This is a genomic window from Neobacillus sp. GCM10027624, from assembly GCF_042675345.1.
GTDB lineage: Bacteria > Bacillota > Bacilli > Bacillales > Cytobacillaceae > Neobacillus > Neobacillus cucumis_D.
The window spans coordinates 523,530-544,621 of the sequence record NZ_JBHTHD010000013.1; the positions used below are offsets into that span (position 1 = coordinate 523,530).

The 21,092-nt window shown below is 39.7% G+C and carries 17 protein-coding genes; 16 read left to right on the forward strand and 1 reads right to left on the reverse strand.

The genetic code is table 11. From position 1 onward, the window contains the following. Nucleotides 1-143 precede the first annotated feature (143 nt). The 4 genes from ACFQZ9_RS23520 to ACFQZ9_RS23535 all read left to right on the forward strand — a co-directional run bounded on the left by ACFQZ9_RS23520 (nt 144) and on the right by ACFQZ9_RS23535 (nt 3,953). The gene (locus ACFQZ9_RS23520; protein ID WP_498945758.1) at nt 144-800 is read left to right on the forward strand and encodes a GntR family transcriptional regulator; all 657 of its coding nucleotides are present in this window, start codon (nt 144-146) and stop codon (nt 798-800) included. A gap of 17 nt (nt 801-817) precedes the next feature. Beyond that, nucleotides 818-2,035: an L-2-hydroxyglutarate oxidase gene (gene lhgD / locus ACFQZ9_RS23525; RefSeq protein WP_498945759.1), complete on the forward strand. Its 1,218-nt coding sequence runs from the start codon at nt 818-820 to the stop codon at nt 2,033-2,035. Between the two features lie 306 nt (nt 2,036-2,341). Further along, nucleotides 2,342-3,280, forward strand: a complete 939-nt coding sequence (gene glaH / locus ACFQZ9_RS23530; protein ID WP_498945760.1) for a Fe(II)-2OG oxygenase family protein — start codon at nt 2,342-2,344, stop codon at nt 3,278-3,280. Nucleotides 3,281-3,497: 217 nt separating this feature from the next. Further along, entirely contained in the window at nt 3,498-3,953 is a 456-nt protein-coding gene (locus tag ACFQZ9_RS23535; protein ID WP_198312060.1) for an N-acetyltransferase, read from the forward strand. 46 nt (nt 3,954-3,999) lie between these two features. Here ACFQZ9_RS23535 and ACFQZ9_RS23540 read toward each other — a convergent pair whose 3' ends face one another. Further along, the gene (locus ACFQZ9_RS23540; RefSeq protein ID WP_198312061.1) at nt 4,000-5,394 is read right to left on the reverse strand and encodes a sigma-54 interaction domain-containing protein; all 1,395 of its coding nucleotides are present in this window, start codon (nt 5,392-5,394) and stop codon (nt 4,000-4,002) included. Nucleotides 5,395-5,607: 213 nt separating this feature from the next. On the opposite strand from ACFQZ9_RS23540, the gene ACFQZ9_RS23545 reads away from it, so the two are divergent. The 12 genes from ACFQZ9_RS23545 to carB all read left to right on the forward strand — a co-directional run bounded on the left by ACFQZ9_RS23545 (nt 5,608) and on the right by carB (nt 21,089). Further along, on the forward strand, nt 5,608-7,017 hold the full coding sequence (locus ACFQZ9_RS23545) for an amino acid permease (RefSeq protein ID WP_286180213.1): 1,410 nt from the start codon (nt 5,608-5,610) through the stop codon (nt 7,015-7,017). A 9-nt stretch (nt 7,018-7,026) separates the two neighbouring features. After that, a complete protein-coding gene (gene gabT, locus ACFQZ9_RS23550) occupies nt 7,027-8,406 on the forward strand; it encodes a 4-aminobutyrate--2-oxoglutarate transaminase (protein WP_198312062.1) in 1,380 nt (459 codons plus the stop codon). A gap of 42 nt (nt 8,407-8,448) precedes the next feature. Further along, nucleotides 8,449-9,879 (forward strand): NAD-dependent succinate-semialdehyde dehydrogenase, encoded by a 1,431-nt coding sequence (locus tag ACFQZ9_RS23555; RefSeq protein WP_498945762.1) that lies wholly within the window; start codon nt 8,449-8,451, stop codon nt 9,877-9,879. A 137-nt stretch (nt 9,880-10,016) separates the two neighbouring features. Further along, nucleotides 10,017-10,427: a hypothetical protein gene (locus ACFQZ9_RS23560; RefSeq protein WP_498945763.1), complete on the forward strand. Its 411-nt coding sequence runs from the start codon at nt 10,017-10,019 to the stop codon at nt 10,425-10,427. After that, nucleotides 10,424-11,698, forward strand: coding sequence for an ammonium transporter (locus tag ACFQZ9_RS23565; RefSeq protein WP_498945764.1), 1,275 nt, complete (start codon nt 10,424-10,426; stop codon nt 11,696-11,698). Before ACFQZ9_RS23560 ends, ACFQZ9_RS23565 begins: the two co-directional genes overlap by 4 nt. A 148-nt stretch (nt 11,699-11,846) precedes the next feature. Beyond that, entirely contained in the window at nt 11,847-12,278 is a 432-nt protein-coding gene (locus tag ACFQZ9_RS23570) for a DUF4395 domain-containing protein (protein ID WP_198312065.1), read from the forward strand. Nucleotides 12,279-12,495: 217 nt separating this feature from the next. Next, nucleotides 12,496-13,533: an N-acetyl-gamma-glutamyl-phosphate reductase gene (gene argC, locus ACFQZ9_RS23575; protein WP_498945766.1), complete on the forward strand. Its 1,038-nt coding sequence runs from the start codon at nt 12,496-12,498 to the stop codon at nt 13,531-13,533. Between the two features lie 36 nt (nt 13,534-13,569). Continuing rightward, entirely contained in the window at nt 13,570-14,796 is a 1,227-nt protein-coding gene (gene argJ, locus ACFQZ9_RS23580) for a bifunctional ornithine acetyltransferase/N-acetylglutamate synthase (RefSeq protein WP_498945767.1), read from the forward strand. Nucleotides 14,797-14,811: 15 nt separating this feature from the next. After that, nucleotides 14,812-15,609 carry an acetylglutamate kinase gene (gene argB, locus ACFQZ9_RS23585; protein ID WP_498945768.1) on the forward strand — a complete coding sequence of 266 codons (798 nt, stop codon included), beginning with the start codon at nt 14,812-14,814 and terminating at the stop codon, nt 15,607-15,609. Next, nucleotides 15,609-16,808 (forward strand): aspartate aminotransferase family protein, encoded by a 1,200-nt coding sequence (argD, locus tag ACFQZ9_RS23590; RefSeq protein ID WP_498945770.1) that lies wholly within the window; start codon nt 15,609-15,611, stop codon nt 16,806-16,808. Before argB ends, argD begins: the two co-directional genes overlap by 1 nt. A gap of 5 nt (nt 16,809-16,813) precedes the next feature. Beyond that, a complete protein-coding gene (locus tag ACFQZ9_RS23595) occupies nt 16,814-17,890 on the forward strand; it encodes a carbamoyl phosphate synthase small subunit (protein WP_198312124.1) in 1,077 nt (358 codons plus the stop codon). Next, a complete protein-coding gene (carB, locus tag ACFQZ9_RS23600; protein WP_498945772.1) occupies nt 17,877-21,089 on the forward strand; it encodes a carbamoyl-phosphate synthase (glutamine-hydrolyzing) large subunit in 3,213 nt (1,070 codons plus the stop codon). The genes ACFQZ9_RS23595 and carB overlap by 14 nt, the downstream gene beginning before the upstream one ends. Nucleotides 21,090-21,092: the final 3 nt, after the last annotated feature.

Below are 21,092 nucleotides of genomic sequence, written 5' to 3' on the forward strand. Positions count from 1 at the left end.
GGCTTTTTTTTTATGATTATTATCATAATTGTATCCAATCTAAAATAATTGTATCCAATTACTTTAAAAACATATTGAAAATTGCTATTTTTACTGATATATTGATTATATTGTATCCAATCTAAAAAGAGGTGGATAAAATTTTGAGTAAAACAAGTGAAGATAAGTCTACAGTCGTAAAATTTGTAACAAAGAGCCTTCGCAAAGCGATTTTGAATGGAACATTGAAAAAAGGCGACCGTTTAATCCAAGAAGAGTGGGCGGAACGACTAGAAGTTAGCCGGATGCCGATTCGTGAAGCATTAACACAGCTTCAAATGGAAGGCTTAGTTGAAATGATTCCGCATAAAGGAGCTATTGTTACACCGATCACAAAAGACAACATCGAAGAAATCTACCATACACGTACATTATTAGAAGGACTGGCTGTTGAAAAATCACTTCCTTTTTTAACAGAAGAAGATAAAAACCGATTAAAGGATATCCTCATCCAAATGGAAGAGCTGGAAATATCAGATGCCACCAATGATCAATATATTCAGTTGAATGCCGCTTTTCATGAAACATTACGGAAAGGGTGTCCGTGGATAAGAGTTCAAAAAATGGTGGAAACGCTTGGTATCTCACCAATAGCACCGAATCTACTTGTCGATTATCACCGTGAGACACAGCGGGAACATCGGATGATTTATGAAGCTGTTTTACGGGGGGATGCGAAAGAACTTCGTGCAGCTGTTGAATTTCATATTTTGCGAACAAAGAATAATTTAATTCAGTATATGGAAGAGCTGAATAACTAAAAAAGGGGGATTTGCAAATGTTTGATTTTGCAATTATTGGAGGGGGAATTGTCGGTCTATCAACAGGTATGGCCATTTATCAACGTTTTCCCGATGCAAAAGTAGTTGTGATCGAAAAGGAGTCAGCTGTTGCACAACATCAAACCGGTCATAATAGCGGGGTAATCCATTCTGGTATTTATTATAAGCCGGGCAGCTTTAAGGCCCGCTTTGCACGCCAGGGTAGTCAGTCGATGAGGGAGTTCTGTGAAATCCACGGGATTGATCATGATATATGCGGGAAAGTCATTGTCGCGACCAAACAGGAAGAAATTCCGCTTCTTGAGAATCTACATAAGCGGGGATTAGAAAACGGTTTGAGTATCCAGCGCATTGGATCCGATGAATTAAAGGAAATTGAACCCCATGTTAGAGGGGTAGGTGCAATACGGGTACCAATGGCAGGAATCGTAAATTATCGCCAAGTCAGTGAGAAATTTGCTGAGATCATTGTTGCAAACGGCGGTGAGATTCAATTAAATACAAAAGTAGAAAAAATCCACGAGGAATCAGATCAAGTGAGCATTGAAACCTCAAGAGGAACAATCAAAGCAAATATGGTCATCAATTGTGCCGGGCTGCACAGTGACCGTGTCGCTGAGGCTGCTGGGTATAAAACAGATATGAAAATTGTCCCGTTCCGTGGTGAATATTTTAAATTAAAACCGGAAAAACGTTATCTCGTAAAACACCTTATTTATCCTGTTCCCAATCCTAAATTCCCGTTCTTGGGCGTTCATTTTACTAGGATGATTTCCGGCGAAGTCGATGCAGGTCCTAATGCCGTATTAAGTTTTAAACGGGAAGGGTATAAAAAAACGGATTTTAATGCGAAAGACCTTGCTGAAGTTTTAAGTTACGGAGGGTTTTGGAAACTTGCAGGTAAATTTATGAAAGAAGGAATAGAAGAATATGTCCGTTCCTTCAGTAAAAAGCAATTTACCAAAAGTCTTCAAGAATTAATACCGGAAATTCAGGAAGATGATCTGATTCCAGCACCGGCGGGTGTTCGGGCCCAGGCCTTAAAGTATGATGGGAATATGGTAGACGACTTCAATATTATAATGGGAAAACGCTCGATCCACGTGTGTAATGCCCCATCACCAGCAGCAACTGCATCAATAGAGATTGGGAAAGAGATCGTAAGGCGGATTCCTGCGGAAACAAAAATAATAAAATCCGCTATAATCGTTTAAATATTAAAAAGAGTTTGACAAGTAAGTTTATAAGTTTTATACTATAAGTAACTTATATTTATAGTATGCTCTCCTTTTGAAAGCTACCATTTCAAAATCGGGAACAATTATAAATAATCGAAAACAGGAAAAATAATAACAGACTGCCTATTCGCTACGATTCTATTTCCGTAGAACGATCAAGTGAACCCAAGCCAGTTGCAAAAAAGTAAATTCCTAATTGTTTAGGAATCCTTTTGCAACTGGCTTTTTTATATTTCCTGTTTTTTAAAATACTAATTCTATTAAAAATTGGAGGAATGAAACATGAGTATTGCAGAAAAAACATTCGCGAAATTTGAAAGAGTAACGGAAAACTATGAAGTAAAGGTTCATCCGCAGACGAACCGTTTGTACCACATTCAGTTGTCAAAAGAAAGCATTGCTAAATTTCTTGATCGTGTAGCACAGGAAAATTATTCTGTTCAACACTTGGAATACACACCATATGCTCGTATTCTTGTTACTTCCTATTTATTAGACGAGGTAGGAGAAGAGTTTGGTGAAATCCTGCGCGGTATTGTTCATGACAGGGAGTCCGGTGGATTTACCCTTGGTTTAGAAGGTGTTACCGAAAATACAGACGAATACGTTATTTTTGCAACAGCCATCTCTCATTTATTAGGAACTCCTAACCATGATTCTATGTCTGGAAAGTATTATGCGCGGTTTAGTGTAAAGGATACAGATAGCAGTGATTCGTATTTGCGCCAAGCGTATCGTTTATTTACCCTCCATACGGATGGTACGTTTGTGGATGAACCTACCGACTGGTTATTGATGATGAAGATGGTGGAAGAAAATGCAGTTGGCGGGGAATCACGATTATTACATCTTGATGACTGGAAGGAGCTTGACCATTTTACGAGCCATCCGTTAGCCAACTACAAATTCACTTATAAAGCGCCAAAAAGCAAAAATGTTGATCAAGAGATTGAGCGCCTAACCTTTTTCAATTATCATAACAAACCTGGTATGTGTTTTATCGATCAATTTGTCTATCCTGAAACAATTGAACAAGCAAAATATCTTCGTGACTTGTCCGACTCAATGGAAAATGATGAGAGTGTAACAGAGTTGGAACTTCCAGTAGGAGATCTTGTAGTTGTTAATAATATTTTCTGGCTTCATGGCCGTGCTGCCTTTGAAAAAAATCCAAACTTAAACAGGGAATTACTCCGTCAGCGCGGACGCTTCAATCAATAACAATCATTTTAATTTGTTACCCTACCCCTTTGGGTAAATATACAGGACAAATTCATTTTCTTGGACCTAGTTCAGAAAATGAATTTGTCTTTTTTATTTAAAAAAACATTTGTGGAAAAATAGAACACGATAATATATTGTATACTTAAAATATTTATATTGAGTAAAAATACATATAGATGTATATTTATAATATTATTACAAAAGGAGCAAACAGATGGATATTTATCGTGCAGTAACCGGGGATGTAAAAGATATTTATAATTTAATCCAAATATATGCGGAAAAAGAAATTGTGCTGCCACGCACATACTTATCACTCTATCAACATTTACAATGTTTGTATGTTATGAAAGAAAATAATAAAATACTGGGTGTTGCGGGATTACATGTATTAGGCCAAGATCTTGCAGAGATACGCTCATTGGTTGTATCTCCGGAACATGCCGGGAAGGGGATTGGCCGAAAGTTGGTGAATCGCCTCGTAGAGGATGCACCCGAACTTGGAATTAGCCGTGTAATGTCATTCACTTATGAAACAGAATTTTTCAAAAAATGCGGCTTTGAGATTGTGGCAAAGGAGACTTTGCCTGAAAAGGTTTGGGTGGATTGTATGAACTGCCCTAAGTTTAATTGCTGTGATGAAGTAGCCATGATCAAACATATCGGATAAACGAAACACCTCATTCTGAACGAATGAGGTGTTTTTCATGACTAGGTTATTGGAAATTATCTAACTCTTCTTTGTGTTTTTTTAGTTTACGAATAACCGATGGCTGGCTGATACCAAGATATTTAGCTATTTCATAAGTGGATTTACATTGCTTTTGAGCTTTTTCCAACATCCACTTTTCCACCAGATCTAATACAGTTTTAAGATTCGTTTCTTCTGTTATCAGATTTTCAATCAGGGAGATATCCTCCTCGTGTGTGGATCCCTCGCCCAGAATGGAGGTGGGGAGTGAATGCTGACGGATAATAGGTTCTTCGGTAGTTAAAACAAGTCTTTCAAGTAAGTTCTCTAATTCCCGAACATTCCCGGGCCATTTATAATTAAGTAATTTTTCAAATACAGATGGGTGTAATTTTTTCGCTGTTTTATATTTTTTGTTCATTAACTCAATATAATGATTAATCAAAAGAGAAATATCTTCCTTTCGATCGCGTAAAGCAGGAATAGAAAGGGGAATTACATGCAGTCTATAAAATAAATCGAGACGGAATTCTCCTTTTTGGACCATTTCTTCTAAATTTTTATTTGTAGCTGTTACTAACCTAAAATCAACATGTCGCTCTTTTGTTCCGCCCACTCGGATAAACTTTTTTTCTTGTAAAACCTTTAATAATTTTGCTTGGATGGACAAGGGCAGTTCTCCGATTTCATCTAAAAATAACGTACCTTCATGGGCTTGTTCAATCAATCCTGGTTTCCCGTTTTTTTGGGCGCCTGTAAAGGACCCGGATTCATAACCGAACATTTCCGATTCAAATAAACTTGCTGGGATGGTGGTGCAATTTACTTCGATAAAAGGTTTTTTATGCCGGTTGCTATAAGTATGCAATTTTCGGGCTAGCATGCTTTTTCCAACTCCAGACTCTCCTAACATCAACACTGTAGCATCGGTAGGGGCTACCCGCTGGATGGTTTTAGCGATTTGCTGCATTTCCTTACTTCGATAGAGGATGTCCTCTCTGCCCTTTAGTTCCTCCATCTCGATTTGATACTCTTTTAACTTTCTTTCTAATTGTTCGTACTGAGCCTGAAGGCTGCTAATTTCCGTTCGGTCAAGGGCGTAACTAATAACCCGGATGATTTCCCCCTTATCATTGTAAATGGGATAAGCTGTCGACATGATGATTTTTCCTTTTTTTGTGTTTTGCATAATTTGAATGGGTTTTTGTTCTGTTAGTACTTTTGCCGTAATCGAGGGCGTTAAGATTCCTAGTTCCTGAAGTTCAAAAATAGATTTCCCAATGTATTCTTTTGGTCCGTCTTCATAAACCGTCCAATGCTCACTATTGGTATACAAAATAACCCCTTTTTCATCCGTGATGGTGATATTGTTATTGGATGTTTTTACAAGAGTCTCTAAAATAATTTCTGCTATCGACATGAGTTCTCCTTTTGTATCTCGTAATCTACTTTAAATATAATTCAGAATCGAATCAATAATCAATAAATGAATCGAAAAAATCTACATTTAATTCGAAAATGAATCGATTTTTTAAAAAAGTTCGACTTTTTTGTCTAATTTAAGGGAAATTACTGTTGGCACGTTAATTGCATTAAATATAGATGTATATCGATAAAATTGGGGGGATGTTTAGTGGGGTTTCAAAATCATGAACTGAAACATGATCTGAAGACAAGGCATGTAACCATGATTTCGATTGGCGGTGTAATCGGTGCAGGCCTATTTATAGGAAGCGGAACGATGATTATGTCAGCAGGACCTGGTGCGCTGATTTCTTATATCATTGCCGGATTAATGATTGTTCTGATTATGCGGATGCTGGGAGAAATGGCAGTTGTTAACCCTGATAGTGGTTCCTTTGCTACTTACGCACAGCAAGCATTTGGTCCGTGGGCAGGGTATACGATTGGCTGGTTATACTGGTTCAACTGGGTAATTATTGTCGCGATTGAAGCAACCTTATTGGGAACATTTGTCCACAATTGGATTCCCTCTATACCTGCATGGGCAGCAAGTTTAGTCTTTCCTATTTTAATGACAGCCACGAATGTTTTCTCGGTTAAGGCCTATGGGGAATTTGAATACTGGTTAGCCTTTATAAAGGTTTCTGCTATTGTTATTTTTCTATGCGTTGGGACAGTAATTATTTTTGGATTGTTTCCAGGAGTTAAAGCGACAGGGATTAGCAGCCTGATGTCGGGCGACGGGTTCTTCCCACATGGATGGATGCCTGTGCTCCTAAGTGTAATCTTTATTACCTTCTCGCTATCAGGGAGTGAGGTAGCAGCGATTGCAGCGGGAGAGTCGGAAAACCCTGAAAAGAATATCATAAAGGCGATCAATGCTGTAGTTTGGCGGCTTCTGCTGTTCTTTGTCGGTTCTGTAGCGATATTAGTTATGATTATCCCACAGGGTGCAAAGGATTTGCTGCAGTCTCCTTATGCCAGTGTTTTCGATATGGCGGGTCTTCCGGCAGCTGCTCAAGTCATGAATGGAGTAATTTTCATTTCACTTCTTTCTGTTTTAAATTCCGGGCTCTATACAAGTTCTCGGATGCTGTACGCTCTATCGAAAAAGGGAACGGCTCCAAAGTTCCTATCTCGGGTCAGCAAAAGAGGGATTCCGCTTTGGGCCTTAGCTGTAAGCGTTATCTTTACCTATATATTCGCCGCGTTTAAATTTGTCTCGCCAAATGGATTGTTTGTATTTTTGGCTAATGCTTCCGGTGGCGTAACCATCGTGATGTATATTTTTATTGCTTTCTCCCATATACGCTTGAGATTAAGAGCGGAAAAGGAAGATCCTAAAAAACTTAAAGTGAAGATGTGGTTATTCCCTCATTTAACCTATGCTACGATTGTCATCCTATTTATTATTTTTGTTGCCCAAGCTTTTATCGATTCAATGCGTGAACAATTCTATCTTACTTCACTCCTTACAATCCTAGTGATTGGTTCTTACTTTCTTTTTTACAGAAAAAAGGAGAAGGTCAAGAACCAGCAGGATATTGGATTTAATTCTGAAAAAATAGCAAATGATTAATTTTATTTTATGAACGAAAGGAAGATTATCATGAATAATGCAAAAATCCAAACGAATTTACCAGGGGAAAAATCAAAAAGTTTAGTTGAAAGACGTGAAAATATCGTACCAAAAGGCGTAAGTTATGGGGTTCCGGCTTTTGCAGAATCCGCTAATGGGGCGCTAATCAAAGATGTGGATGGTAACACCTTTATTGATTTTGTCGGAGCAATCGGAGTACAAAACGTAGGACATGGTCATCCAAAAGTGAAACAAGCACTACATGAACAAGTTGATCAATTTATCCACACTGGATTTAATGTGATGATGTTTGAATCTTACATTGAACTGGCTGAAAAACTTGCCAGTCTTGCCCCGGGAGATCATGAGAAGAAAGTACTTTTACAAAATAGTGGGGCAGAAGCAGTCGAAAATGCCGTAAAAATTGCACGTAAGTATACAAAAAGACAAGGGATTATTTCTTTTTCAAGAGGATATCACGGCCGGACCTTAATGACGATGACCATGACAAGTAAGGTGAAACCGTACAAATTTGAATTTGGTCCGTTTGCTCCTGAGGTTTACAGAGCACCGTTTCCATATATGTACAGACGCCCTGATGGGTTAACAGAAGAGCAGTATGAAGATTTTGTGCTTGAGGAATTTCGTAATTTCTTTGTAAGTGATGTGGCGCCTGAATCAATTGCAGCCGTTGTGATGGAGCCGGTTCAAGGTGAAGGTGGATTTATTGTTCCTGGAAAACGCTTCGTGCAGGGAGTCTCTCAATTGTGTAAAGAAAATGGAATTCTTTTTATCGCAGATGAGATTCAAACTGGATTTGCCCGTACCGGCCGTTACTTTGCTATTGAGCATTTCGATGTGGTTCCAGACCTGCTTACGGTATCAAAATCGATGGGAGCAGGGGTGCCAATCAGCGGCGTTATTGGACGTAAAGAAATTATGGATGCGGCAGACCCAGGGGAGCTTGGCGGAACCTATAGCGGCAGTCCCTTGGGATGTAAAGCGGCTTTAGCTGTTTTGGACATTATTGAAGAAGAAGGGCTAAATCAGCGCGGGGAAGAAATCGGTAAAATCGTCATGGATAAGTTTAAGGCATTCTATGACAAATTTGATTGCATTGGTGATGTAAGAGGACTTGGGGCTATGTGTGCCATTGAAATTGTAAAGGATCGAAAAACAAAAGAGCCGGCAAAAGATTTGACCAATCAAATTATAAAAGAAGCGAACAAACGAGGATTGTTAATCCTAAGCGCGGGTATTTATAGCAATGTCATTCGTCTTCTTATGCCGCTGGTCATTACCGATGAGCAATTGGCGGAAGGGTTAACCATTTTGGAAAATTCCATTGAGGCAGCGCTCGTTTCTTCTGGCAGCGTTAGTTTAGTATAAACATAGAACTTTTTTGAAAAATAATAGAAAAGGAGAATTCGTATGAGCACACATTTAATGCAGATCAACGGGGAAAGTGTTGAAAGTGAAAATAAGGAAATGATTAAGGTAATTAACCCTGCGAATAATCAGGTGATCGCAGAAGTTCCAAAAGGGGGAAAGGTTGAAGCAAAAAAGGCGGTAGATGCAGCATTTGCCGCTTTTAAGGAATGGTCTATTAAAACGGCTGAGGAACGCAGCCAATTATTAATGAAATGGTTTCAATTAATCGATGAAAATAAAGAAAATCTCGCGCGGATTATGACAGAAGAGCAAGGAAAGCCCTTGAAAGAGGCATTGGGTGAGATTATTAATGCGAACAGTTATGTTTCTTGGTATGCAGAAGAAGGAAAACGGATTTATGGCGAAACCATCCCATCCTCCCATCCGAATAAACGAATTCTTATTCAGAAACAACCGGTAGGTGTAGTTGCAGCCATTACACCATGGAATTTCCCTGCGTCGATGATTACGAGGAAAGTGGCTCCTGCACTTGCGGCCGGGTGTACTGCTGTGATTAAGCCAGCCACTCAAACTCCGTTAACGGCCTTAAAGCTTGTTGAACTTGGACATTTGGCTGGAATTCCAAAAGGTGTGTTAAATGTCGTGACCGGAGATTCCCGGGCAATTGGCGATGCTTGGCTGCAGGATGAGCGTGTTCGTAAACTAACGTTTACTGGTTCAACTGAGGTTGGGAAGATGCTCATGAAAGGCGCCGCAGATACCGTAAAGAAAATTTCTTTAGAATTAGGCGGTCATGCTCCGTTTATCGTCATGGATGATGCAAATATTGATAAGGCGATTGAAGGGGTTGTTGGCTCAAAGTTCAGGAATGCTGGTCAAACTTGTATTTGTACGAATCGAATCTATGTCCATGAGTCAATTGAAGCCGAATTTAATGAAAAGTTCCGGGAAGCTGTTGCGAAATTAAAGATTGGAAATGGATTAGATCAAGGAACAGACATTGGTCCAATGATTGATTCACATGCCATTGATAAAGTAAAGGAACAAATTGATGATGCTCTTAGCAAGGGTGGGCAACTGCTTCAAGGCGGCAGCAGGGCTAATATTGCTGATGGTTACTTTTTTGAGCCGACGATTATCACAAATGCTGGGGATGAAATGCTTTGTATGAAAGAGGAAACATTCGGACCACTGGCACCAGTGGCAACGTTTAAAACAGAAGAGGAAGTACTTGAGAGAGCGAATCATTCAATTTACGGATTGGCTGCCTATGTTTATACAGAAAGTCTAAGCAGGGCGATTCGAATCAGTGAAAAGCTTGAGTATGGAATCGTTGGGCTTAATGATGCGCTTCCAACGGTTGCACAGGCACCGTTCGGAGGATTTAAAGAAAGTGGTCTAGGACGCGAAGGCGGGCATTACGGAATTGATGAATATCTCGAAGTAAAATATGTATCAATTGCATTTTAAACTATTAATGCAAGGAACCTCTAAATAAAGGGGTTCCTTTTTTCTATGGAAATAAAAAGGGGAGAATTTTATATTGACTAATATGAAAATTCTCAATATAATCAGAAAAAGTAACACTTCATGTGAGGAGATATAACATGGACGTCATTGATGAATTATATCGCACTTTAGAATTTCAATTTGATCCCAAGGAATTAGTTCGTATCTTGCAAGAAATAAAGAATTATAAGGAAAAAGAAATTGTTCAAATTAAAAACAAAATTATAAAGTACGAAGAAAAAAGAAGAACACACGAGGCTTGGTATCAATCATTACCAGCAATAAAAAAGTTTTTCACAGGACGTCCCCCCAGCCATCACCAAGCAGTTGAGTATCTTGTTAATGTGAAACAGCGATTAATGAACATAGAAGATATTAAGAGAAAAATTAATGAATTAGAGAGAATTATAGGTTTGGTGCAAAATGAAGAGAAACAAGCAATTGTTCTTTCTCATAGTGTTATAGAGGAACTTGAAAGCTATAAAGGAATGGGGGGGCAATGGCAATGACGATACATGCAATTCAATCGGGTCTTGATACAATCTGGGTAGTTCTGACTGCGGCTATGATTCTATTAATGGAAGGTGGATTTGCCCTCCTTGAGGCAGGCTTTGTTCGCTCAAAAAACAGTGTCAATATCATTATGAAGGTGTTTGCTGATATTACGATTGGTACACTTTGTTATTATTTAATCGGTTTTGCCCTAATGTATGGTTCTGACCTGCTCGGTATAATCGGTAAGGACGGCTTCATGTTAAAAGGTGACTTTTCCTATTTAAAATTGTCAATTTCGACGGACACCTTTTGGCTTTTCCAAGGTGCCTTTGTTATTGCGGTTATTTCCATTGTTTCTGGTGCGTTAGCGGAAAGAGTGAATTTCCGGGCGTATCTTTTATACGTCATATTAATGACTACTCTGATCTATCCCATTGCCGGGCATTGGGTTTGGGGCGGCGGCTGGTTAGGGAAATTAGGAATGGAAGACTTTGCAGGTTCTGCTGTTATACATGCTTTAGGAGGGTTCTCGGCATTAGCTGCAGCCATTCTAATCGGACCAAGAAAAGGTAAATTTACTTCAAAAAACTCCTCTTCCATTGCTTTGCCTAGTAATCTGCCGCTTGCTTCAGTAGGAGCCTTTTTATTATGGTTCGGCTGGTTTGGGTTTAATGCTGGAAGTACACTAACAGCAACTGATGTTAGAATAGGTCACATTGCTATTGTAACAATGCTGTCAGCAGCAGCGGGAGGGGCAACCGCATTACTCTACACTTTATTCCGATACGGCCGATCGGATGCCCCGTCTGTTATTAATGCCTCCCTTGCAGGGCTTGTGGGGATAACAGCTGGTTGTGCATTTGTAAGCGACCAGTCATCCATCTTAATCGGGGCAATTTCTGGTTTGTTGATGATGGGGGCGACGAATTGGTTGGAAGCAAAACGGATCGATGACCCAGTTGGCGCATTTCCAGTTCATGCTGTTTCAGGTGTATGGGGAACAATCGCTGTTGGCCTTTTTGCAACAAAAGGGGGCCTTTTAGAAGGTGGGGGATGGCATTTATTATGGATTCAGTTGTTAGGATTAATCATTTTATGTGGATGGGGATTCCTGCTTACATGGGCAGGTTTAAAACTGATTAATAAATGGGTACCAATTCGCGCCTCAGGTGATGAAGAAGACCTTGGTTTGGATATAAGTTACCATGGGATCATGGCAACCCATACATCTCCTGAGTTTCTTCAAGTAGATGAGTATTTAAATAGGAAAGAAAAGGAAAGGTAAAAATAGAAAAATCGTTAAAGCCAAAGCTTTAACGATTTTTTTATTCCCCCTAAAAAAGGAAAGATTATTTTGTGTACAAAACGAGATTAAATGGATAGAATATATAGAACATTAAACCTATAAATCCAATAAGAAAGGTTGGATTAAATTGTCAAGATCTATCCGCTCTATACCACGACCGCTCGTGAGGACAAATCAATCGGTCATTGTTATATGCTCTGTTTTAACATTGTTTTCTGGTCAAGAATGGTTTTTACTCGTACCATTTATTTCTGGTCTCCTTGGACTATTTTTGGGGTTTAATCCCATTATGCAGATTGCAAAGAAATTTTTGCGAAAAGAACCAAACGCCTACATTCCTGAAGATTGGGTTCAGCAGCAATTTAACCAAAAAATTGCCGTTATATGTTTAGGATTAGGCTTCATAGGCTTTTTTACAGGATGGAATGCAGTCGGTTATATATTCACTATTCTTGTTGCAATAGCAGCTTTCGTGGCAATCTTAGGATTTTGTATCGGATGCTTCATCCATTATCAATGGAAAATGTACACTTATAGAAGAAAACAAAAAACACTCTAATTAGAAAAGAAAAAGCAGAAATCTGCAGACTGCGGGAATTCTGCTTTTTTATTTGTATAAAAAATGTATATTCTAACACGGAAATATGTAAGCGTTTTCAGTTACGTTTTATTAAAAATTCAATTAAAACTGATATTTTAATTGTTTTTATATTGAATATTTATTAATCAAACGGTATAATAATACAACAAGAAGACGAATTCGGGAGATGAAAAGATTGAAGGTCGCGATTATCGGTGGAACGGGATACGGGGCAATTGAATTAATCAGGTTACTTAATAAACATCCATATTTAGAAATTGGTACCGTTGTATCTAACTCGCAAGCCGGTACCCAATTTAGTGAAGCATATCCGCACTTGTTGAATATAGTAGATTTATCGCTCGAAACATTTGATCCAAGTGAATTAAGCAAAAATAATGAGATGGTTTTTCTTGCAACTCCTTCAGGTGTAAGCAAAGACCTTGTTCCCCAGCTTTTAAAAAATGGAATCAAATGCGTAGACTTATCTGGTGATTTCCGACTAAGGTCTACTGTTGAGTACGAATCGTGGTACAAACATTCACCCGCAGATGAAAATTATTTAAATCAGGCAGTTTACGGACTTAGTGAAATTTACGCAGAAAATATAAAGAATGCTAATCTGCTTTCCAATCCCGGGTGCTACCCAACGGCAGCTACACTTGGGCTTTTGCCAATTTTGAAAACAAGTTTAGCAGATTACAAGTCTATTATCATAGATGCAAAATCGGGGGTATCTGGAGCAGGGAGAGGGCTTTCATTAACCTCCCACTATGGTGAAATAAATGAAAACATAAGGGCATATAAACTTGGAGCCCATCAACATATACCGGAAATTGAGCAAACTCTTAGTGATGAAGCGCAAACACCGATCACGATTTCCTTTACAACTCACTTAGTACCCATGACTAGAGGAATTATGTGTACGACTTATATAAACTTAAATGAAAATATTTCAACCAAAGAAGTGCATGAATTATACGCTGAATTTTATAAAAATAAGCCGTTTGTAAGGGTAAGACCAATGGGTAACCTTCCTTCAACTAAAGAGGTCCTTGGCAGTAATTATTGTGACATCGGGTTGCATGTTGACCCACGGACCGCTCGTCTAACCATCATTTCGGTGATTGATAATTTAGTAAAAGGGGCAGCAGGGCAAGCAATTCAAAATACAAACATTATGAACGGTTGGGATGAACAGATCGGGCTTAGCGATATTCCGATGTATCCATAGAACATTATTTTTGGGAAGCACAGGAGGGAAAACTTGATGCAAGCAATTTCTAATCATAAAGTGGTTGTCTTAAAAGAAAAAGGCGTTACATTACCAAAGGGATTTAACGCAGGCGGGATGAATTGCGGGATTAAGAAGGGAAAGCTGGACTTAGGCTATATCGTTTCTGAGGTTCCCGCTACTGCGGCCGGGGTATATACAACTAATATTTTTCAGGCTGCACCGTTAGTCATTACACAAGAATGCATTGCCAAGGAACATAAAATTCAAGCTGTTCTTGTGAATTCCGGTAACGCCAATGCTTGCACAGGGGAGCAGGGATTAAAAGATGCCTCCACAATGCAAAAGGCTTTTGCCAATGAACTGGGAATACCTGAACACCTTGTTGCTGTAACGGCAACGGGCGTAATCGGAGAATTGCTTCCTATGGAAAAAATCAATCCGGGAATCGGCCAAATTTTAAAGGCGGAAAATGAGGCTGAAGAAAACTTTATACAAGCGATTTTAACAACAGATACAGCTGTGAAGCATATTGCCGTCCAAATTCAAATTGACGGGAAAACAGTCAGTATTGGCGGAGCAGCAAAGGGCTCTGGAATGATTCACCCAAACATGGCAACAATGCTTGGTTTTATTACAACTGATGCAAATATATCCCATGAGGATCTGCTTTTTGCCCTTAAAGATGTGACAAATCAAACCTTTAATATGATTACCGTTGATGGAGATACAAGTACAAATGATATGGTGTTAGTTTTGGCCAACGGACTTGCAGAAAACAATCTGTTAACGAAAGATCATCCAGATTGGGATGGATTTGTAACGGGTTTAAAAATCGTTTCTGAGGAGCTGGCTAAAAAGATTGCCCGCGATGGTGAAGGAGCAACAAAGTTAATCGAGGTAACCGTTGAAGGGGCACAAAGTCAGAAGGATGCAAGCATAGTCGGGAAATCGATTATTTCTTCCAGCCTGGTTAAAACGGCCATCTTTGGAACTGACGCAAATTGGGGCAGAATTGTTACGGCGATTGGATATAGTGGTGTTCAAGTTCAACCTAATGCCATCAAGGTAGCGATTGGTCCTTATCAAGTGTTTGAAAATGGCTTGCCTTGCCCATTCGATGAAGCGGAAGTTAAAAACTATTTAGAGCAGGAAACCATCCAAATATTTGTTGAATTAAATCAAGGAAATCAAAGTGCTACAGCCTGGGGATGCGATTTAACCTATGATTATGTCAAAATCAATGGATCCTATCGCACATAGAGGAGGGGCACAAAAGTGAAATACCTAGTGATTAAGTGTGGCGGCAGTGTGTTAGAAAATCTGCCGAGATCATTTTATGAGGATATCGTAAAAATCCATGAATCGGGCGAGTGGACTCCCATTATTGTCCACGGTGGAGGACCTTTAATTACTGGATTACTTAAAAACTTAAATGTTGAAACCACCTTTGTGAACGGCCTGCGGGTAACGAGCCTTCAGGTTCTGGATATCGTGGAAATGGTACTAAGCGGTTCAGTTAATAAACAAGTGGTTAGAAATATTATTGAAGCGGGCGGTAATGCTTATGGTGTCAGCGGGGTAGATGGCTCTCTATTAAAGGCGAAACCGGTTGAAAATTCCGAAGTAATTGGTTTTGTCGGCGAAGTTGTCGAAGTGAACAAAAGTGTAGTGGAAGGCATCATTGATCAAGGATATATTCCCGTCATTTCACCAATTGGAATTGATGAAAATGGGCAGCGTTACAACATAAATGGGGATATTGCTGCAAGCGCCGTTGCGAAAGTGTTAGAAGCAAACCTTTGCTTTATCAGTGATATTCCGGGAATTTTAATTGAAGCAAATGGTGAAAAAAAGAAGCTTGATCAAGTATCGAAGGCGGCAGTTGAGGAATTGATTCAAAATAAAACCATTTACGGTGGAATGATTCCCAAGGTTACGGCTGCAATTGACGGACTTGTTCACAATATACCAGAGGTTGCCATCATCAACGGCTTTGAGAAAAATAGTCTAATAGACTATGTAAACGGTAAAAAGATTGGTACGAAAATCGTTCTAGAAGAGGAGATTGTGTAATGACAAATAACACTTCCGTTTCCCTTGAATCGCCACTAATGGCTACATACAATCGTTTCCCAGTTACATTAGTAAAAGGAAAAGGAAGCTATGTGTGGGACGACAAAGGAACTCAATTTTTAGATTTTACTTCCGGTATTGCTACATGTAATTTAGGTCATGTACCGGATTCAGTTAAAGAAAAACTTGAGGAACAAGTCCAAAATCTATGGCATTGCTCCAATCTCTATAATATACCGAATCAACAGGAACTTGCTGCCCTTTTAACAGAAAACAGCTGTGGCGATCAAGTTTTCTTTTGTAACAGCGGCGCGGAAGCAAATGAGGCAGCCATTAAATTAGCACGTCGATATGCACAAAAGGTAAAAGGGACGGACTCTTATGAAATTGTCACCTTCGAGCAATCCTTTCACGGCAGAACCTTAGCAACACTCTCAGCTACGGGGCAAGAGAAAATACAACAGGGCTTCCTTCCTTTGGTTCAGGGCTTCCGCTATTTACCTTTTAATGATAACGAAGCAATTGAACAGCTGGCAGAAATCAAACCTGCTGCCGTTTTACTTGAACTTGTTCAAGGGGAAGGCGGAGTCATTCCAGCAAACAAGGAATGGGTTACAAAACTGGCGCAAATTTGCGTGGCGAACGATATTTTATTGATGGTTGACGAAATCCAGACGGGCATCGGACGGACCGGTACATTGTTTGCTTATGAGCAATACTCTATTGAACCGGATGTCATCAGTGTTGCAAAAGGTTTAGGCTCTGGTTTTCCAATTGGGGCGATTATCGCCAAAGAAAAAGCAGCAAAAGCATTTGAACCTGGCAGCCACGGGAGCACGTTTGGAGGAAATCCATTAGCAACGGCTGCGGGAGTTGCCACTATCACACACATCGTAAAAAGTGATGTATTATCAAAGGCTGGAGAAATCGCATCGTATTTAGATGAAAAGCTTCAAAGTTTAACAGAAAAGTATTCTTTTATTAAAGATGTTCGTGGTAAAGGCTTATTGAAAGGGATCGTCATTGATGTGAATGCAGCTGAAATTGTTCAAAAAGCAATCGGCGAGCAGCTGCTTATTCTTACAGCTGGACCTAATGTGATAAGGGTTTTGCCTCCATTAACCGCTACAATCGATGAGGTAAATGAATTTATTACGAAGTTGGAGAAGGCATTCCAAAGTATACAGAAAGGCGAGTGAGCATGATGGAGCAGGGATATCTTACTTTGGAGACTGGGGAAGTTTTTGAAGGAATTTTAATTGGTGCAAATAAGGACTCTCTTGGAGAAGTCGTTTTTAATACAAGTATGACCGGTTATCAAGAAATCATTACGGATCCTTCCTATGCAGGACAGATCATTACTTTTTGCTATCCAATCATCGGGAATTATGGAATCAACGCGAAGGATGATGAAAGTGTCCATCCGGCCCTTTCCGGGGTAATCATTGGGGATTTGTGTGAAACACCAAGTCACTATCAGTCTATCAGTAAATTCTCAGAAAAGCTGATGGAGGCAGGTGTTCCCGGGATTGCAGGGGTAGATACAAGACTCTTAGTCAAAACCATCCGCAGCCGCGGAACGGTAAAAGGTTTTTTAAGTACTAAAAAGGTGGAAGGCATTGCTTCAACAGTGAATTCTTCCCTCTGGGTGGAAAAAGTTTCAACGAAAAAAATTCAATATTTTAAAAACAATGGTCCACATGTAGTGTTAATGGACTTTGGATTTAAAAAGTCGATTTTAACAGCATTGTTAGCGGAGAATTGCTCTGTGACCATCGTCCCTTACAATACACCTTTTGAAAAAATCAAAGCTTTAAATCCGGATGGAGTTCTTTTTAGTAACGGACCTGGAGACCCAATGGAATTGAAAAAGTGGTTCCCGGAAATTAAGAAAATTTGCCAGCACTTCCCAACATTGGGGATTTGTCTTGGGCACCAGTTGATTGCCCTTGCCTTCGGTGCAAGAACAGAAAAACTTGCATACGGACACCGCGGAGGCAATCATCCAGTGAAAGAATTAATGACTGGAAAGGTGAAAATCACTGCACAAAACCACGGCTATGTAGTGGTTGATAATAGTATTGACACAGATGTATTTGCTGTTACCTATCGCAACGTTAATGACAAGTCTATCGAAGGGCTAAAGCACCATCAGTACCCTATTCAAACAGTTCAATTTCATCCGGAGGCACATCCGGGACCAAGCGATACAGCACATATTCTTACAGAGTTTGTAAAAGAAATTACTTCCTTGGGAGAGACACGTTATGCCGTTAAATAAAAATCTAAAGAAAGTTCTCGTCATTGGCTCTGGCCCGATTGTGATCGGTCAGGCCGCAGAATTTGATTATGCGGGAACACAAGCATGTATAGCCCTTAAAGAAGAGGGAATCGAGGTTGTTTTAATCAATAATAATCCGGCTACAATCATGACGGATGAAACCGTTGCTGACAAGGTTTATATTGAACCGCTCAATGTTACTGCCATTGAAAAAATTATTAGAAAAGAAAAGCCGGATGGTATTATCGGAACACTTGGCGGGCAAACAGGTTTAAACCTGACTGTTGAATTATATGAACAGGGCATTTTACAAAAATATGGTGTGGCGCTGTTAGGGACTCCTGTCGAATCGATTAAAAACGGTGAGGATCGTGAAAAGTTCCGTAATTTAATGATTGAAATCGGGGAGCCGATTCCTGAATCAGCCATTATTCATAGCTTTGATGAAGGAGTACAATTTGTCAAAGAAATCGGCTATCCTGTTATTATTCGTCCTGCCTATACCCTTGGAGGGGATGGCGGTGGTTTTGCCCATAATGATGAAGAACTCGAAATCGTTCTTAAAAAAGGGCTAGCAGCTAGTCCAATTCATCAAGTGTTGGTAGAGAGAAGCATCAAAGGCTGGAAAGAAATTGAGTACGAGGTTATGCGTGATGCAAATGATACCTGTATCATTGTCTGCAATATGGAAAATATGGACCCTGTTGGCGTTCATACGGGTGATTCAATTGTAGTCGCTCCATCGCAAACCTTGACAGATGTACAATACCAGATGCTCCGTGATTCTTCGGTCAAAGTAATTCGTGAATTGGGGATTATCGGCGGCTGTAATATTCAGTTCGCTCTTCATCCTGAATCCAATCAATATTATATTATCGAAGTAAATCCGAGGGTCAGCCGTTCATCTGCATTAGCCTCGAAAGCAACCGGTTATCCAATTGCCCGGATGGCAGCAAAATGCTCAATTGGCTACCATTTAGATGAGATTATCAATCCGATAACAGGAAATACCTTTGCTTCCTTCGAACCAGCAATTGATTATATCGTTGTCAAACTGCCGCGTTTTCCGTTTGATAAATTTCCCGAGGCAGATCGTACATTAGGTACGCAAATGAAGGCAACTGGGGAAGTAATGGCGATTGACCGCACGTTTGAAGGGGCTTTAAATAAAGCAATTCGCTCGATGGAAATGAATATTTTCGGGCTTTGCACAAAGACTTATCAACACCTAGGAGAGGCTGCACTGTTTGAAAAACTGAAGACAGCCAATGATCAGCGCCTATTTATCATTGCAGAGGCGTTTAAAAGGGATATTTCTTTTAATAAAATTCAGGAACTTACCCAGATTGACCCGTGGTTTTTATATAAAATTTGCTTGATTGTTGATTTAGAAAAGGAATTAGCTTCCTATACCTGGGATGAAGTTCCGGCCTCACTGTTAAAGGATGCGAAACGGAAAAATATTTCTGACAAACTGCTTTCACAAATTTATGATATTCCGGAAAAACAGATCAGACTTAAATGGAAGGTCCTTAACTGGAAACCAGGTTATAAGATGGTTGATACATGTTCGGCTGAATTCGATGCCGTTACACCATACTATTATTCTACTTGGATGGGCTATGACGAGGTTGAGGTGTCTAATAATAGAAAGATTCTTGTTATTGGGTCCGGTCCGATACGAATTGGCCAGGGAATTGAGTTTGATTACTGTTCGGTTCATGCTGCAAAAGCAATAAAGAAAATGGGCTATGAAGCGGTTGTGATTAATAATAATCCTGAGACTGTCAGTACAGATTATTCCGTTGCGGACCGTCTTTACTTTGAACCGTTGGCTGCAGAGGATGTTCTCCATGTCATTGAAAAGGAGAATATCGAAGGAGTTCTCATCCAATTCGGCGGCCAAACAGCGATTAACTTGGCACATACCTTACAAGAAGAAGGAATAAAGATTCTTGGAACGCCAGTTGAAAATGTCGATCGCTTGGAGGATCGGAAAGAATTTTATCAGCTTCTTGAAGACCTGAAAATTCCTCATATCGAAGGTAAAACGGTCTCCCATGCAGATGAGCTGGTGGAAGCCGCAGAAAAATTAGGCTATCCTGTTTTGGTTCGTCCATCTTATGTCATCGGCGGACAATCGATGTTTACGATTTTTTCAGAAGAGGAACTTCAAAGTTATATTGAACAATTACAAGAAAATTCACAGGAGAGTATGTGGCCATTATTAGTTGACCGCTATCTGCCGGGATTAGAATGTGAAATTGATGTCATCAGCGATGGCGTGAATATTGTCGTTCCGGGAATATTTGAACATATTGAAAAAGCTGGTGTTCACTCTGGGGATAGTATCTCGATTTTCCCACCGATTACGATGTCTCATTCGGTAAAGGAAACGCTCATTGACTATGCGAACCGAATTGCAAAGTCTGCTGAGATTATTGGGATGATGAATATCCAATTTGTTATCTATGAAAATCAAGTATTTGTGCTTGAAGTAAACCCGCGTTCATCGAGAACGGTGCCGATTATCAGCAAAGTAACAGGAGTATCGATGATTGAATGGGCGGTCAAGGTTCAGCTTGGTGTTTCTCTTACTGAAATCAGTGCCATATCGGGGCTGCTGCCAGAACCAAATTATTATTCAGTCAAAGCACCGGTGTTTTCTTCTACTAAATTAAAAGGTGTTGACCATGTTCTTGGACCGGAAATGAAATCGACGGGTGAGATTCTAGGCCTAGGTGCCAGTTTCAAAGAGGCATTGGCAAAGGCTGTCCCTTTCAAATCGCAAGATGAGGAAAAATATATTTTCTGTTCAATTTCAGACCGGGAAAAGTCCGCCAGCCTGCCAATCATACAGGGAATGGTGAACAATCAATATAAAATAGCTGCAACGGAAGGAACAGCATTATTTCTCGAAAAAAGTGGCGTTGCCGTTGCAAATATCATAAAAGATGAAAAAGATGTAAATGAACTTTTCCGCCAACAAAAAGTAAGTGCGGTCATTAATATTCCAAATCAGGGACGGAACAAACTGAAATTTGGTTTTTATATCCGTGAACAAGCAACCCGCTACAATGTAAAAGTATTTACACATTTAGATACGGTAGAAGCAATGATGGGGCTTGATGATCAATTACGATCAGATTTTGAAGTTCTTACTGTAAGCGAATATTATAAAATTGGGATAGAGGTGTAATCG

What these genes read in the sequence shown, in the direction of transcription:
- gabT (WP_198312062.1), top strand. Translation starts at nt 7,027, where the DNA reads ATGAACGAAAGGAAGATTATCATGAATAATGCAAAAATCCAAACGAAT.
- ACFQZ9_RS23565 (WP_498945764.1), top strand. Translation starts at nt 10,424, where the DNA reads ATGACGATACATGCAATTCAATCGGGTCTTGATACAATCTGGGTAGTT.
- ACFQZ9_RS23555 (WP_498945762.1), top strand. Translation starts at nt 8,449, where the DNA reads ATGAGCACACATTTAATGCAGATCAACGGGGAAAGTGTTGAAAGTGAA.
- argJ (WP_498945767.1), top strand. Translation starts at nt 13,570, where the DNA reads ATGCAAGCAATTTCTAATCATAAAGTGGTTGTCTTAAAAGAAAAAGGC.
- ACFQZ9_RS23540 (WP_198312061.1), bottom strand. Translation starts at nt 5,394, where the DNA reads ATGTCGATAGCAGAAATTATTTTAGAGACTCTTGTAAAAACATCCAAT.
- lhgD (WP_498945759.1), top strand. Translation starts at nt 818, where the DNA reads ATGTTTGATTTTGCAATTATTGGAGGGGGAATTGTCGGTCTATCAACA.
- ACFQZ9_RS23595 (WP_198312124.1), top strand. Translation starts at nt 16,814, where the DNA reads ATGGAGCAGGGATATCTTACTTTGGAGACTGGGGAAGTTTTTGAAGGA.
- ACFQZ9_RS23535 (WP_198312060.1), top strand. Translation starts at nt 3,498, where the DNA reads ATGGATATTTATCGTGCAGTAACCGGGGATGTAAAAGATATTTATAAT.
- carB (WP_498945772.1), top strand. Translation starts at nt 17,877, where the DNA reads ATGCCGTTAAATAAAAATCTAAAGAAAGTTCTCGTCATTGGCTCTGGC.
- ACFQZ9_RS23560 (WP_498945763.1), top strand. Translation starts at nt 10,017, where the DNA reads ATGGACGTCATTGATGAATTATATCGCACTTTAGAATTTCAATTTGAT.
- argD (WP_498945770.1), top strand. Translation starts at nt 15,609, where the DNA reads ATGACAAATAACACTTCCGTTTCCCTTGAATCGCCACTAATGGCTACA.
- glaH (WP_498945760.1), top strand. Translation starts at nt 2,342, where the DNA reads ATGAGTATTGCAGAAAAAACATTCGCGAAATTTGAAAGAGTAACGGAA.